Genomic DNA, 15,210 nt, shown 5'->3' with positions numbered 1-15,210 from the left:
ACACTTCGACTTTCGTTTGTGACTCTTATTCTTTTTGCTTATACTGTAAAGTAGTAACGTTTTGTTGAAATAGAAGGAGATCGCTTATGAGTAAAACGAAGCAATTAATAGAGGAAGCGAGTCATTTTATTACGATTTGCTATAAAGAGCTTAATAAAGAACAATTCATAGAAGAACGCATGAAAGAAATTCGAGTTGAAATAGAGAAGACGGGGACGTATGAACATACATTTGAAGAACTTGTTCACGGATCGCGAATGGCATGGCGCAATAGTAATCGATGTATCGGAAGACTATTTTGGAGTAAGATGCACATATTAGATGCACGTGAAGTAAATGATGAGGAAGGTGTATATAATGCATTAATTCATCATATTAAATATGCAACGAACGACGGAAAAGTGAAACCGACCATTACAATTTTTAAGCAATATCAAGGTGAAGAAAATAATATACGAATTTATAATCACCAATTGATTCGGTATGCAGGATATAAAACAGAAATGGGAGTGATTGGTGACTCTCATTCCGCTGTGTTTACAGATTTTTGTCAAGAACTTGGCTGGCAAGGAGAAGGTACGAATTTCGATGTATTACCACTTGTGTTTTCTATAGATGGAAAAGCGCCTATATATAAAGAAATTCCGAAAGAAGAAGTAAAAGAGGTACCAATTGAACACCCAGAATACCCAATTTCGTCACTTGGAGCAAAATGGTACGGGGTTCCAATGATTTCAGATATGCGCTTAGAAATTGGCGGTATTTCCTATACAGCAGCTCCGTTTAATGGATGGTATATGGGAACAGAGATTGGGGCACGTAACTTAGCGGATCATGATCGCTATAATTTACTTCCAGCAGTTGCGGAAATGATGGATTTGGATACATCGAGAAACGGTACGTTATGGAAAGACAAGGCGTTAGTTGAATTAAACGTGGCTGTTTTATATTCCTTTAAAAAACAAGGAGTGAGTATTGTTGACCATCATACTGCGGCACAACAATTTCAGCAATTTGAGAAGCAAGAAGCTGCCTGTGGTCGTGTTGTAACGGGCAATTGGGTGTGGCTCATTCCGCCGTTATCTCCAGCTACCACTCATATTTATCATAAACCGTATTCGAATGAAATTTTGAAGCCGAATTTTTTTCATAAATAGTTTGTAGTATAGGGCATTTTCTGTAAAAATATAAATTTTTTTAACTACTGTTACGTAGCAAATGGAAGCCTTTACCCTCGGTTATTTTTGGAAGGAGCTTTTTGAACCAAGGAGTTCCTTATGTTATAATCAAATTTCTGTTTCGAAGACCTTATAGAAATATAAGGTCTTTTATTTTGCTTTTTTATGTAAGAGGAATAGAAAATTTCTTTTAAATAAGGGATTTAGCATATTTTTAGGGACAACATAAGTGTGTAGGAAATAGATGAATTATTATGCTTATATAATCATTGTGTTTTGGGTGTAAACAATAAAACATAATAAAGTTGTTTTTTTAGATTGCTGAGGAAGGAGGAAGTGTAAATGAGGATGAAGAGTCGAAAAACGGATTGGCCTGTATTTCTTATTAGTGGTGGTTCGCTTTTATTATTTGTAATTGCAGTTTTCTTAAATAAAAATTATGTAGAGGGAGTCATTAATAGCAGTTTTGCAGCTTCAATTAAATATTTTGGTGCCTTCTGGCAAGTTTTGTTAATTGGTACATTTATTGTTGCAATGTGTATGGCATTCTCGAAATATGGAAGAGTTAAACTTGGGGGATTAGAAAAACCTGAGATTAGTACGGCAAAGTGGCTTGCTATTATTATGTCGACATTACTTGCCGGAGGTGGCGTTTTTTGGGCAGCTGCAGAGCCAATGTACCACTTGATGACGGTGCCGCCGATACATGAAGGTATATCTGCTGGAACGAAAGAAGCAGTAATGCCTGCTTTAGCACAAAGTTATATGCATTGGGGTTTCTTGGCTTGGACGATTTTAGGTACAATCAGTGCGGTAGTTATGATGTATGGGCATTATCATAAAGGTATGCCGTTAAAACCTCGAACGCTTTTATATCCTATTTTTGGTGAGAAATTGCGAAAGAGTTTGCTTGGAACAATGATTGATGCATTTGCCATTATTGCGGTAGCTGCAGGGACGATTGGACCGATCGGATTTTTAGGCTTACAAGCAAGTTATGGCCTACAGGCATTGTTTAATATTCCTGATGTTTTTACTACTCAATTAACAATTATTATTTGTGTAGTTGCGGTTTCTACTATATCTGCAGTAACAGGAATTAATAAAGGGATTCAAATTATAAGCGATTTAAATGTTAAATTAGCGATTTTATTAATGGTATTTGTATTATTATGTGGACCAGGTGGATTTATTATTGATTCGTTTGTATCTTCGTTTGGATTTTATATAAATGAATTTATTCCAATGAGCACATACCGCGGTGATACAGGTTGGTTAGGATCGTGGACAATCTTTTTCTGGGGATGGTTTATTGGATATGGACCGATGATGGCAATTTTAGTGAGCCGTATTTCAAGAGGAAGAACGATTCGAGAAATCATCGTTGCAATTGGAATTATTGCACCTATTATTACAACATTTTGGTTTACAATTCTGGGAGGATCAGGTGTGTTTTATGAATTAATGAAGCCTGGTTCTATTTCAAGCGCATTAAGTGAATCGGGTATGCCAGCTGCTATGATTGCAATTACAGAACAACTGCCACTCTCTCATATTATTGGACCGGCATTTCTTTTACTAACAATTTTATTTGTAGTGACAACAGGAGATTCAATGGCTTATTCGATTTCGATGGCAGTGACTGGAGACGGAGATCCTAGAATTAGCTTACGAATTTTTTGGTCGCTTATTATGGGAGCAGTTGCGGCAATTCTGTTATACATGGGTGAGGGAAGTATTAACGCCTTGCAATCATTCATCGTAGTAACAGCTGTCCCGGTATCCATTCTGTTACTCCCAATGCTATGGCTAGCGCCTAAAGTTGCAGGGGAACTAGCATTAAAACAAGGCATTGTAAAAGAAGAAGATAAAACTAGCTTCTTGTTCCAAAAAGCTAGTAGATCAAAATAAATAATTGTATTTATATAAAAAGAGGAAGCATTTCATTTGAAATGCTTCCTCTTTATTATTTATTTAACTACTTTTCTCGAAGTGGATAGTACTCTGTACAGTTTCAATCTATTCTAATACTTTATCTTTCGTCTCTGGGACACATAGTAGCATTGTAATTAAACCGATTGGATAGATAATGAAGATAAGAGATAATGCGCCCATTAAATTACCACCTGCAGCAAGTAATCCGATAATAACAGGTCCAAAGCCAGCTAAACCACGTCCTGTACCGAAAATAAAGTTTTCTGCTGTAGAGCGAGCTTCAGCAGGATAGTTTTCAGCTAAAATTGCTCCGAATCCTCCCATCATGCCATTTGCGAAGAATCCAAGCAATGCGCTGCCCCATAACAATAATGTTGGATTTGTGAATAAGAAGAAGTAAATGAGACAGTATATAGTACCACCGACATAATAGATTGTAAAAGTTTTACGGCGACCAATTTTATCAGCTAGAATTCCAAAAATTGCAATTCCAATTAACATACCGATCGTAGAGATGAACATCCAACCACTAGCTTTTGCTAATGTATAGTTATATTTATTCGCTAAAATAGTTGGCATCCATGTAAAGATACCATAATATCCGAAGTTCTGGATGAATGACATAATAATAAGGCCAATAGTTGTTACTGTTACTTTTTTATTTGCAAATAGCTTTCGAAGTGGGAACTTTTTCATTTGTTTTAGTTGTTCAGCCTCAGTAGTTGTTAAACTGCCTTCAACCTCTTTTTGTAACAATTCTTTTTTGTATCGTTGTTTTTGTTCCCATATTTTCGGTTCACTTAAACTTTTTCGTACATAAACAGCTAATAAAGCGGGAATAAGTCCAAATAGGAAAACAGCTCTCCATCCAAAATGTGGGACGATAAATGCTGGAAGGAGTGAAGCTACTAGTACGCCAAATTGCCATCCAAGTGCAACAACAGATGTCGCCTTAGCACGCATTTCTTTAGACCATGTTTCAGTTACGATGGCCATTCCAATCCCGAATTCACCACCAACTCCCATCCCCACTAAAAAGCGAAGAATTAATAATTGCCAATAATCTGTTGCGAAATAAATAAGTGCTGTTGCGAGTGAAAATAGTAAGATTGTGAAGGCCATCGTACGGATACGCCCAAATAAATCAGCAATAAATCCAAATAAATAAGACCCAATTAGCATTCCTATTGTGGTAGCTAAAGTTAAGTTTCCACCTTCAACAGGGCTTAAATGAAATTCTTTTAAAATGTAGACGAGTACGAAAGATAAGAGCAACATATCTAAGCCTTCTGCTGCATATCCTAACGCAGACCCAAATAATGTTTTATATCTTTTCTCTTTCGTTTCCTCTGTTGTTGATTGTACATCAGTAGTGACGTCCATCATTACTCCCCCTTATTTTCTTCTACAGTCGCTATGGAAGAATAACAAAAGGCCTTCTCACCTGATATGATGAGAAGGCCAAAAAAGCATACGTATTCCTAAAATAGGTCATACGTATAGTATATTCCGACTTCCTTCTCAACCTCACGGGGTTGGGTTAAAGGACTGTATTATATTACTTTATTTTTAGCACTCTTCTATTAGATTGTCAAATAGAGCGGGAATTGTTATGTGTAAAATATTGCAAAAGATATTTCATTCTTCTTGACGCCCACTTCATTATTTTCCGATAATAAAACTAACTCATATAAAAAGGAATGAATCACAGATGCTAAATTTAGTACTTATGATGATTGAACGTGTCGGGCTTATTGTTATTTTAGGGTTTTTACTTTCTCATATTAAAACGTTCAGGCGCCTTCTTCATAAGCAAGATGGGTATATAGATAAGCTTAAGCTTATTTGTATTTTTTCGGTGTTTACAATTGTAAGCAATTACACAGGAATTGAAATAGCAGGAAATACGATTATGAATGAAAATTGGCTACAGGGGGTTTCTTCATCGAGCACAATCGCGAATACACGTATTATGGGTGTTGGAATTAGTGGCTTGCTTGGTGGCCCTATCGTCGGAATTGGAGTAGGATCAATTGCTGGTATTCACCGTTATATGCTTGGCGGGACGACTGCACTAAGTTGTGCAATTTCTTCAATTTTAGCGGGGGTTATAACAGGTTATATTGGATACATTTTTAAAAAGTATAATCGTACAATTACGCCTAAATTTTCAGCGGTTTTAAGTGTGTTTATCGTTTCTTTAGAAATGATTATGATCTTATTAATTGTAGAGGATGGAATGAGTATTGTGAAAACAATTGCGATACCAATGATCCTTGTAAATAGTTTTGGAAGTTTTATTTTACTTTCTATGATACAAGCTATATTGCGTCAGGAAGAGAACGCAAAGGCACTTCAGACTCATAAGGTATTGCGTATTGCAGATAAAACGTTACCGTATTTTCGCCAAGGCTTAACAGAAGAATCGTGTAAGCATGTGGCACAAATTATTCACCGTTTTACAGGAACAGATGCGGTATCCTTAACAGATACAGAGAAAATATTAGCTCATGTTGGATTAGCATCAGATCACCATATTCCTTCACATAGTTTAATAACTGGTTTGTCGAAAGAAGTGTTACAAACAGGGAAAATAATGAAAGCAAAATCACGTGAGGTCATTAATTGTCAACATGAAGGATGCCCTTTGCAAGCGGCGATTGTTATTCCGCTAACTTCACATGGAAATACGATAGGGACATTAAAACTGTATTTCAAAAATCCTAATCAGTTAAGTCGTGTGGAAGAGGAATTAGCAGAAGGGTTAGCAAAAATATTCTCTACACAACTTGAATTAGGGGAAGCCGAGTTGCAAAGTAAATTATTGCAAGATGCGGAAATAAAGGCATTACAAGCACAAATTAACCCGCACTTTTTATTTAATGCGATTAATACAGTATCAGCTTTATGCCGAACAGATGTAGAGAAGGCAAGGAAGTTATTATTACAACTTAGCGTGTATTTCCGTTGTAATTTGCAAGGCGCACGTCAGTTACTGATTCCACTAGAACAAGAATTAAACCATGTACAGGCATACCTATCGCTAGAACAAGCAAGGTTCCCAAATAAGTATGAAGTAAAGATGTATATGGAGGATGAGCTAAAGACAACTTTAGTACCACCATTTGTTCTTCAACTATTGGTTGAAAATGCGTTGCGACACGCTTTCCCGAAGAAGCAACCAGTGTGCGAAGTGGAAGTGCATGTTTTTGAAAAAGAGGGTATGGTTCATTTTGAAGTAAAAGATAATGGGCAAGGAATTGAGGAAGAACGTTTAGAACAATTAGGAAAGATGGTAGTTTCGTCCAAGAAAGGGACTGGAACAGCTTTATATAATATTAATGAACGTCTTATTGGGTTATTTGGAAAAGAAACGATGCTTCATATCGAAAGTAAATTAAATGAGGGGACAGAGATTACTTTTGTTATTCCAAAAAAAGTAGGGGAGGAAGAGCAGATTGTTAAAAGTACTAGTAGTTGATGATGAAATGTTAGCACGCGATGAACTAAAGTATTTATTAGAAAGAACGAAGGAAGTTGAGATAATTGGTGAGGCTGATTGTGTAGAGGATGCATTAGAAGAGCTAATGAAAAACAAACCAGATATTGTTTTCCTAGACATTCAGTTATCTGATGATAACGGATTTGAAATTGCGAATATATTAAAGAAGATGAAAAATCCACCTGCCATTGTATTTGCGACTGCCTATGATCAATACGCGTTGCAAGCATTTGAAGTAGATGCGTTAGACTATATTTTAAAGCCATTTGATGAAGAACGTATTGTACAAACATTAAAGAAGTATAAAAAACAAAAGCAGTCGCAAATAGAAACGAAGCAAGAAATAAAAGGGGCAGATGTAACGGCAGAGATGCATAAATTAGCATTACCAATTGAAGAATCAATTGTACTTGTAAATATTGAAGATATTATATATGTAGGGCTTGTGGATGGAAAAGTGACAGTAAAAACAATGAGGGACACATATATAACACACGATACACTTGTGATTTTGGAAAAGAAGTTGCCGCAAGCAAGTTTTATGCGTGTACATCGTAGCTTTATTGCAAATATTAATCATATTACTGAAATCCAGCCGTGGTTCAATTCTACGTATAATTTAATTATGAAAGAAGGATCAAAAGTACCTGTTAGTCGTACATATGCAAAAGAACTCAAGAAGCTGCTTCGTATTTAAGAAGCAGCTTTTGTATTTCATCCTTTTATATTTGTAACTGATTCTGTATATTTGACGTTCTGTTATGTAAACGCTTACCAAGGCGGTTATATCCTATACAATAAAGGTACCAAATCGAAAGAGGTGGCCAAAATGAGTACGAAAAAAGTATATAGTTTCTTATCACAAGCATTCATATTCTCAGCTATTATGTTAATTTCTAATATTATTGCAACACATTTACCAATTCCGATGCCTTCATCGGTAATCGGGTTAGTCATTTTATTTAGTCTATTATGTTTAAAGGTTATTAAATTGGAACAAGTTGAATCACTTGGAACAGCTTTAACGGGTATTATCGGATTCCTTTTCGTCCCATCAGGTATTTCGGTTATTAATTCTCTTGGTGTAATGGGACAATATTTTGTACAAATTTTAACTGTAATTGTTGTCGCGACAGTTATTTTACTCGCTGTAACAGGATTATTTGCACAATTTATTTTAGGAAAAGATGAAAAAGAAACAGAAGATACAAAAGAATTGAAAGTAGTAAATAAAGGACGCAAGCACGGAAAAGTTGCGTAACCATTTTAGTATATATTGTTAGGAGGGAATGAACATGGCAAGCACAATGACTCCATATTTCGGAATCGTCGTTTCATTAATCGCATACGGAATCGGAACATTATTATTCAAGCATTCAAAAGGGTTCTTCTTATTCACACCATTATTCGTAGCGATGGTATTAGGGATTGTCTTTTTAAAAGTAGGTAACTTTACTTTCGAAGAATATAATACTGGTGGAAAAATGATTAGCTTTTTCTTAGAGCCAGCAACAATCGCGTTTGCAATTCCATTATATAAACAAGTGGATAAGTTGAAAAAATATTGGTGGCAAATTTTATCAGCTATCGTGGTTGGATCTATTTGTTCAGTAATTGTCGTGTTCATTGTTGCAAAAGCAATTGGCCTAGATACAGCAGTAATGAATTCAATGTTACCACAAGCGGCAACAACAGCAATTGCGTTACCAATCTCTGAAAGTATTGGTGGTATACCAGCAATTACATCGTTTGCAGTAATCTTTAACGCAGTTATCGTATACGCATTAGGAGCGTTATTCTTAAAAACATTTAGAGTGAAACATCCAATTGCAAAAGGTTTAGCACTGGGAACAGCAGGTCATGCATTAGGAGTGGCAGTAGGAATTGAAATGGGTGAAGTAGAGGCAGCTATGGCAAGTATTGCTGTAACAGTAGTTGGAGTTGTAACGGTAGTTGTCATACCGATGTTCATGCCATTCATTGGATAGTAAAACTTACTTAAAAAATGAGAAAAGCAAGCTATTTGTAGGACAGATTTCTACTGATAGCTTGCTTTTTATGTTACAGTAGTGGTAAGACCTATTTTGAAAAAATGTAAGTTTCCTTAAATCTTCATTAATACTGTGTAGAATACGTTTTGAATTAGGTCATTGTATTGTAAAATAAGAAGTAAGCTACTATAGATCTGCTAAGGTAGGCGTATAATGAGCTTATAAAAATCTTAATATGAATGAATAATTAAAAGTAGAAAAGAGAGAAAAATCTACTTATTAACGTTTTACTTTATAGGACAGGAGAGAGTACTCGTCGATTATGCAAATAAAAAACCTGTTTCAAAGCAAAGGATTTCAGAGGTTACTCGTATTAGTAATACTTGCTCTCGTATTATATGGGCTGCAAAGTATGTTGAATTTAATATTAATTACGTTTATTCTTACGTATTTAATGGATCGATTCCAAAAGTTTATTTCTCGCAAATTAGACCACTTTATGCCCATTAATCGAAAGCTCATTATAGCATTTCTATATGTTATGTTAATTGGCGGAATTGCTATTACGCTATTTAAATATTTACCAGTATTAACGATACAAATTTCACAATTGATTTATCAATTTAACGTATTTTTAAGAAACCCACCGGACAGTGAATTAATTAAGTATGCAGTTAATGCTGTTAATCATATGGAACTTTCGAAGTATGTAGGACAAGGCGTTGACATTTTGTATAAATCGATTACGAATGTTGGGAAATTTGGCCTTCAAGTGTTACTTTCTTTAATTTTAAGTTTATTTTTCTTATTGGAGAAAGCTCGTATCGTTGCTTTTACTGCAAAATTTAAAGAGAGCAGACTTGCAATTTTCTATACTGAAATCGAGTACTTCGGTAAGAAATTTGCACGTTCATTCGGAAAAGTAATCGAAGCACAATTTTTAATTGCAGTTGTTAACTGCGTTTTATCCGTTATTGCATTATGGATATTAGGATTCCCACAATTATTAGGTTTAGCGTTAATGATCTTCTTACTTGGTTTAATTCCAGTAGCTGGGGTTATCATTTCGTTATTCCCGCTTTGTATGATTGCTTACAATATCGGCGGTATTATGTACGTTGTTTATATTTTAGTTATCGTAACAGTCATTCATGCGCTTGAAAGTTACGTGTTAAATCCGAAGTTTATGTCGCAAAAAACAAACTTACCAATTTTCTATACGTTTATGGTATTAATCTTCTCGGAACACTTCTTAGGTGTATGGGGATTAATTATCGGTATTCCAATCTTCATTTTCTTATTAGATGTCTTAGATGTGACAAGTGATGAAATGGAGAAGGACGCTGGGAAAAAATAAAGTGAAGAGAAAAAAGCATCGATGTTCGATGCTTTTTCTTTTATAACATGATGTTTCTTATGCCATACTGTAAGGAGAAGATAGAATAGGGGTGAAAGAATGGCTGTAAATGAAAAGGTAGAATTAGCTACATTTGCTGGAGGGTGCTTCTGGTGTATGGTTTCGCCATTTGAAGAGATGGAAGGAATTATAAAGGTTGTTTCTGGCTATACAGGTGGTCATAAAGAGAATCCAACATATAAAGAAGTATGTTCAGAAACGACGGGACATTATGAGGCAGTACAAATTACATTTGATGCAAATAAAATGCCGTATGAAGAGTTATTAAATATATATTGGAGACAAATTGATCCGACTGATGTAGGTGGGCAATTCCACGATCGCGGACAGTCTTACGAAACAGTGATTTTTTATCATAATGAAGAACAACATAAAAAAGCAGAGGCTTCAAAAGAAGGGCTTGCAAGGAGTGGGCGCTTTTCAAAGTCGATTGCGACAAAAATATTGCCAGCTGCTACGTTTTATCCCGCAGAGGAATATCACCAAGGATATCATAAGAAAAATGAATTCCGCTACGAGTTATACCGTAAGGGCTCAGGGCGAGATGCGTTTATTAAGCAACATTGGCCAAAGGATAATGCTCATTTAAAGGAAAAACTGAATGAGATGCAATTTTATGTAACACAGGAAAATGGTACAGAACCACCATTTCGAAATGAGTATTGGAATCATAAAGAAGAAGGTCTTTATGTAGATATCGTTTCAGGTGAACCTTTGTTTACTTCTCTAGATAAATTTGATAGTGGATGTGGATGGCCTAGTTTTACGAAGCCAGTTATGTCAGCTAGTGTGAAGGAAAAAATGGATGTGAGTCATAATATGACGCGTACAGAAGTGAGAAGTAAGGAAGGAGATTCACATCTCGGGCACGTATTTCCAGATGGTCCAGGACCGAATGGACTTCGCTATTGTATAAATTCAGCAGCTCTTCGATTTATTCCAAAAGAGGAATTAGAAAAAGAAGGCTATGGTGATTTCCTAATCTTGTTTGGAAATAAAAAATAACCTCGCAGTTAGCGAGGTTATTTTTTTGTTATTTTACTTTTTTCTTTTTAAACTTGCTTAATACTTCATAAACGATTGGAACAATAAGAAGTGTTAATAATGTTGAACTTGTTAATCCACCAATTACTGTTACACCAAGTCCTTTAGAAATTAAGCCGCTACCTTCAAATCCTAATGCGAGCGGGATAAGAGCACCGATTGTTGCAATTGCAGTCATTAAAATCGGGCGAAGGCGTGTTGCACCAGCCTCTAATAAAGCTTCACGTGTTGATAGACCTTCATTTTCTTTATGAATAACGCGGTCGATAAGCACGATTGCGTTTGTTACAACGATACCGATTAACATAAGGGCACCGATCATTGCAGAGACACTTAACGTTTCACCAGAGATTAATAAGGCAACAAGAGCTCCAATGATTGTAAATGGTAGCGAGAATAAAATTGCGAATGGTGCAAGAGCACCGCCAAATGTAACGACAAGAACGAAGTATACAATAGCAATCGCAGCTAACATCGCTAAGCCAAGTTGCTTGAATGATTCTTCAATATCTTTTGTAACGCCTCCCATAGAAACATCTACGCCAGAAGGAAGATCCATTTTATCTACTTCTTTTTGAACTGCGGCTGATGCTTTTGAAACGTCATCAGATGTTAGTTTTGCACTTACTTCCGCATAAACACGGCCATCGCGGTGTTTCACTGTATTCGAAGTTTCTCCTTCTTTTACAGTCATCACATCTTTTACAGCCACTTCATTACCAAGCGGCGTTGTAATTTTACGATTTGTTAAGTCATCGATTGTTTCATAATTTTGTTTTTCAGCTTCTACATATACATTGATATCTTTACCGTCTTTTTTAATTGTTGTCAGAACAGGGCGATCATGTTGATTAGAAAGTCCCATTCCAATTTGTGCAGCCGTTAGACCCATTTTACTTAGCTTTTCCTGATCTGCGACTAAAGTGTATTCTGCGTATGTTTTTGCAATACTAGAGTCTATATCTTTTAAGTCTTTGTTTTTCTTCATTATGTTTTGAATATCTTTTACGACAGGCTTAATGTCTTCTGAGCTATCTCCGTAAACGTATAACTTGATTTCGTTACTACCGCCACTTGCCCCGAAGTCTTGGTTTTTCCATTCACCTTTTCCAGACATCTTCTGTAAATCTTTAACGACTTGTTCTTTCTCTTTTTCGAAGTTTTTCGTGTCGTTATCATATTGTACGAAGAACATTGCTTGATTTGATTGACCAGGACTCATTGGGTTTTCGCCACCTAATGAGAATTGAATTGTTTTGACGTTTTTATTATCTTGGAAGTGCTTCTCAGCTTTCGTTGCAATTTTTTCAACGTCTTCTAACGTTTGACCTGGTTCAGGGTTGTATGTTGCAATGATCATTTTTTCTTCTTCAGATGGTAAGAAACTTACACCAATGATTGGCACAAGTGCAAGACTACCAACTAATAGAAGGATAGCGATACTTGATGTAATAATTTTGTGATTTAAAGCCCATGCAAGTATGCGTTTATAAATATTTGCTAATTTACTTGGTTTTTCTTCATGATGTACTTCTTTTTCTCTCATGCTCTCTTTCTTAAATAAAGAGTGAGCTAGCATCGGTACGATTGTAACTGCTACTAGCAACGATGCTAATAAAGCGAAGACGATAGTTAAAGCGAATGGTAAGAACATTTCACCAATCATACCTTTTACTAGTCCAAGCGGTAAAAATACAGCAATTGTTACAATGGTAGAAGACATAATCGGAATAAACATTTCTTTTGTAGCTTCACGAATTAAATCTTTCCCGCGTAGTTTCTCTCCTGATAACGACATACGTCGGTAAATATTTTCGATAACAACAATGGAGTCATCCACAACGCGCCCGATAGCGACTGTCATTGCTCCGAGCGTCATAATGTTAAGTGTAATATCCATTTGCTTGATGACTAATACAGCAATTAATAAAGAAAGTGGTATGGAAACGACAGAGATTAATGTTGTTCGGATATTTCGTAGGAACAACATAATAATAACAATCGCAAAGATAGCACCAAAAATGGCTTTGCTCAGCATTGTTTCTACTGATTTCTCAATAGGTGCACCTTGGTCGAATGTTGAAATAATCTCTAAGTCTTTATATTTTTTCTCAAGTTCTTTTACTTTATCTTTAACAGCATTTACAACATCAACTGTGTTCGCGTCAGCAGCTTTGACAATTTGAATTCCAATTGCTTCTTTTCCATTTGTTCGAGAAATAGATTCTGCTTTTCCAACTTCCTTAATGTCAGCAATTTCGTCTAATGTAACTGTCGGAATCCCGTTCATAGCGGCTGGATTCATTTGCGGCACTTGTGTACCAGCTCCGGCATTTTGACTACTTTGACCGCTTGCTGATGAAGGAACGGCAGGGATTTTTAATTCTTTTAATGCTTTCATTGTTGTAATATTTCCATCTACAACAACTGACTTTTCTGTGTCTTTAAATGTATATAAACCAAGTGGTAAAGATACGTCCGATCCTTTAATTACATTTTTTACAGTATCTTCACTTAAACCTAATTCTTTCATCTTATCTTTTTTGAAGACAAGTTGTACTTCATCTACTTGTTGACCTGAAATTTGAACAGATGCGACCCCATCAAGTCCTTTTAATCCTGGAACAACATTTTTTTCTACATTTTCAGTTAAGGTAGCTAAAGATTCATTTTTACTTGCTACGCTTAATGAAATTACAGGAAAGGCATTGAAGTTCACACGTGAAACTTTCGGGTCCTTTACGCCTTCTGGCAGTTTCACATTTGCGAGAGCTTCTTTTATTTCTGTTTCAGCCTTTTCCATATTTTTATCAAAATCATATTCTACCTGAATGGAAGATGCATTTTGAAAAGATGATGAACTAACAATGTTTACACCACTTAAATTTTGCAGTTGCTCTTCCATCGGTTTTGAAACTTTATCAGCTACTTCTTCTGGTGTAGCACCAGGATAAACCGTGGTTACTGTTACAACAGGTGTTGTAATATCAGGAATTGTTTCCAGCTTCATATTCAGCCCAGAATAAATACCTGCAATGGTAACGATAATGGTTAGTAGCCAAACTGCGAACTTATTTTTTAACGAAAAATTAATAATTTTGTTCATGTTTGCGCTCCCTTTGTATTATATTGACCAACTGGTCAGTCTAATACATAATATAACTGACTGATTGGTCAGCCGTCAATGAAAAGGGATGGTATAATACATTCATAATAAGATGCGAGATTAAATTTAGGAGAGACATGATATGAAAGAAAAAGAGCGCTTAATTATAGAGATGGCTATGAAGTTATTTGCGACTAAGGGTGTAAATGCGACATCAGTGCAGGAAATTGTGACAGCTTGTGGCATATCTAAGGGAGCCTTTTATTTATACTTTAAATCAAAAGAGGAACTTTTATTAGCGACACTTCGATATTACTATGACAAGATTCAAAACAAAATGATGGATATTGAAAAAGAGTCGTTATTGCCACGTGAAAAATTTGCAAAACAATTGCATTGTCAGTTTAATGATATACAAAAGCATAAAGAATTTATTATTATGCATGCAAGGGAAAATGCGATTCCTTTTAATAAAGAAGTAGAAGAATTTATGATGCGGATGAAGTTAGAGTCTCACGCATTTTATCGGAATAGTTTACTGTCTATTTATGGTAATAAGGTTATGCCATATTTATTGGATTTAGTCATTATGGTAGAAGGCATATGCCGTGGATATTTAGAACTAATTATTTTACAAGCGCCAGAAATAGACTTATCTTACGTCTCTGCTTTTATTTTGAAAAGAGTGGATCATTTAGTAGATGGATTGGTAGAATCTTCAGAAGAACCTGTGTTACATGAAGAAAAGCTTGGAGAATTTCTTTGTAAATCAGAGCTTATTAAGGAGCAGGTTAAGGAACATTTTTTAAAAGAAATTATTGTGTTTAAACGTACTTTAGCGGATCAATTAGAAGATGAGGAATTGCTTGTTACATTAGATGTTTTGGAGGCAGAAATGAGGATGCAAAATCCAAGAATTCCGGTTATCCAAGGGATGTTGTTTAATTTAAAGGCATATCCAACTTTAAAAGAATTTCGTTTGAGGCTTATGAGCTATTACAATATAAAAAGGTAACAATGATAGTTTTCATTGTTAC

Annotated in this window: 11 protein-coding genes; 9 read left to right on the top strand and 2 right to left on the bottom strand. The window is 35.5% G+C overall.

The window, feature by feature from the left end; all coding sequences use genetic code 11:
- Nucleotides 1-86: 86 nt before the first annotated feature.
- Both MKY00_RS27390 and MKY00_RS27385 read left to right on the top strand, forming a co-directional pair.
- Entirely contained in the window at nt 87-1,157 is a 1,071-nt protein-coding gene (locus MKY00_RS27390; RefSeq protein WP_016719061.1) for a nitric oxide synthase oxygenase, read from the top strand.
- A 363-nt stretch (nt 1,158-1,520) separates the two neighbouring features.
- Nucleotides 1,521-3,089: a BCCT family transporter gene (locus MKY00_RS27385; RefSeq protein WP_016719060.1), complete on the top strand. Its 1,569-nt coding sequence runs from the start codon at nt 1,521-1,523 to the stop codon at nt 3,087-3,089.
- Between the two features lie 108 nt (nt 3,090-3,197).
- On the opposite strand, the gene MKY00_RS27380 is transcribed toward MKY00_RS27385, so the two are convergent.
- Nucleotides 3,198-4,496 carry an MFS transporter gene (locus MKY00_RS27380; RefSeq protein WP_029141244.1) on the bottom strand — a complete coding sequence of 433 codons (1,299 nt, stop codon included), beginning with the start codon at nt 4,494-4,496 and terminating at the stop codon, nt 3,198-3,200.
- Nucleotides 4,497-4,824: 328 nt separating this feature from the next.
- On the opposite strand from MKY00_RS27380, the gene lytS reads away from it, so the two are divergent.
- The 6 genes from lytS to msrB all read left to right on the top strand — a co-directional run bounded on the left by lytS (nt 4,825) and on the right by msrB (nt 11,028).
- Nucleotides 4,825-6,594: a two-component system sensor histidine kinase LytS gene (lytS, locus tag MKY00_RS27375; protein WP_016719058.1), complete on the top strand. Its 1,770-nt coding sequence runs from the start codon at nt 4,825-4,827 to the stop codon at nt 6,592-6,594.
- Nucleotides 6,572-7,312 (top strand): LytR/AlgR family response regulator transcription factor, encoded by a 741-nt coding sequence (locus MKY00_RS27370; protein ID WP_000921835.1) that lies wholly within the window; start codon nt 6,572-6,574, stop codon nt 7,310-7,312. Before lytS ends, MKY00_RS27370 begins: the two co-directional genes overlap by 23 nt.
- 132 nt (nt 7,313-7,444) lie before the next feature.
- Nucleotides 7,445-7,876, top strand: a complete 432-nt coding sequence (gene lrgA, locus MKY00_RS27365; RefSeq protein WP_000104901.1) for an antiholin-like murein hydrolase modulator LrgA — start codon at nt 7,445-7,447, stop codon at nt 7,874-7,876.
- A gap of 34 nt (nt 7,877-7,910) precedes the next feature.
- Nucleotides 7,911-8,603 carry an antiholin-like protein LrgB gene (gene lrgB / locus MKY00_RS27360; RefSeq protein WP_000168869.1) on the top strand — a complete coding sequence of 231 codons (693 nt, stop codon included), beginning with the start codon at nt 7,911-7,913 and terminating at the stop codon, nt 8,601-8,603.
- A gap of 325 nt (nt 8,604-8,928) precedes the next feature.
- Nucleotides 8,929-9,963: an AI-2E family transporter gene (locus MKY00_RS27355; protein ID WP_001166015.1), complete on the top strand. Its 1,035-nt coding sequence runs from the start codon at nt 8,929-8,931 to the stop codon at nt 9,961-9,963.
- Nucleotides 9,964-10,062: 99 nt separating this feature from the next.
- The gene (msrB, locus tag MKY00_RS27350; RefSeq protein ID WP_016719057.1) at nt 10,063-11,028 is read left to right on the top strand and encodes a peptide-methionine (R)-S-oxide reductase MsrB; all 966 of its coding nucleotides are present in this window, start codon (nt 10,063-10,065) and stop codon (nt 11,026-11,028) included.
- A 28-nt stretch (nt 11,029-11,056) separates the two neighbouring features.
- Here msrB and MKY00_RS27345 read toward each other — a convergent pair whose 3' ends face one another.
- The gene (locus MKY00_RS27345; protein ID WP_016719056.1) at nt 11,057-14,173 is read right to left on the bottom strand and encodes an efflux RND transporter permease subunit; all 3,117 of its coding nucleotides are present in this window, start codon (nt 14,171-14,173) and stop codon (nt 11,057-11,059) included.
- A gap of 142 nt (nt 14,174-14,315) precedes the next feature.
- Between MKY00_RS27345 and MKY00_RS27340 the strand changes: the two genes are divergently transcribed.
- Nucleotides 14,316-15,188, top strand: coding sequence for a TetR/AcrR family transcriptional regulator (locus MKY00_RS27340; RefSeq protein WP_061184145.1), 873 nt, complete (start codon nt 14,316-14,318; stop codon nt 15,186-15,188).
- Nucleotides 15,189-15,210: the final 22 nt, after the last annotated feature.

This window comes from Bacillus sp. FSL R9-9834 (assembly GCF_038006905.1).
GTDB lineage: Bacteria > Bacillota > Bacilli > Bacillales > Bacillaceae_G > Bacillus_A > Bacillus_A pacificus.
This window is presented reverse-complemented; position numbering and strand designations above follow the sequence as displayed.

What these genes read in the sequence shown, in the direction of transcription:
- lrgB (WP_000168869.1), top strand. Translation starts at nt 7,911, where the DNA reads ATGGCAAGCACAATGACTCCATATTTCGGAATCGTCGTTTCATTAATC.
- msrB (WP_016719057.1), top strand. Translation starts at nt 10,063, where the DNA reads ATGGCTGTAAATGAAAAGGTAGAATTAGCTACATTTGCTGGAGGGTGC.
- lrgA (WP_000104901.1), top strand. Translation starts at nt 7,445, where the DNA reads ATGAGTACGAAAAAAGTATATAGTTTCTTATCACAAGCATTCATATTC.
- MKY00_RS27345 (WP_016719056.1), bottom strand. Translation starts at nt 14,173, where the DNA reads ATGAACAAAATTATTAATTTTTCGTTAAAAAATAAGTTCGCAGTTTGG.
- MKY00_RS27385 (WP_016719060.1), top strand. Translation starts at nt 1,521, where the DNA reads ATGAGGATGAAGAGTCGAAAAACGGATTGGCCTGTATTTCTTATTAGT.
- MKY00_RS27340 (WP_061184145.1), top strand. Translation starts at nt 14,316, where the DNA reads ATGAAAGAAAAAGAGCGCTTAATTATAGAGATGGCTATGAAGTTATTT.
- MKY00_RS27390 (WP_016719061.1), top strand. Translation starts at nt 87, where the DNA reads ATGAGTAAAACGAAGCAATTAATAGAGGAAGCGAGTCATTTTATTACG.
- lytS (WP_016719058.1), top strand. Translation starts at nt 4,825, where the DNA reads ATGCTAAATTTAGTACTTATGATGATTGAACGTGTCGGGCTTATTGTT.
- MKY00_RS27355 (WP_001166015.1), top strand. Translation starts at nt 8,929, where the DNA reads ATGCAAATAAAAAACCTGTTTCAAAGCAAAGGATTTCAGAGGTTACTC.
- MKY00_RS27380 (WP_029141244.1), bottom strand. Translation starts at nt 4,496, where the DNA reads ATGGACGTCACTACTGATGTACAATCAACAACAGAGGAAACGAAAGAG.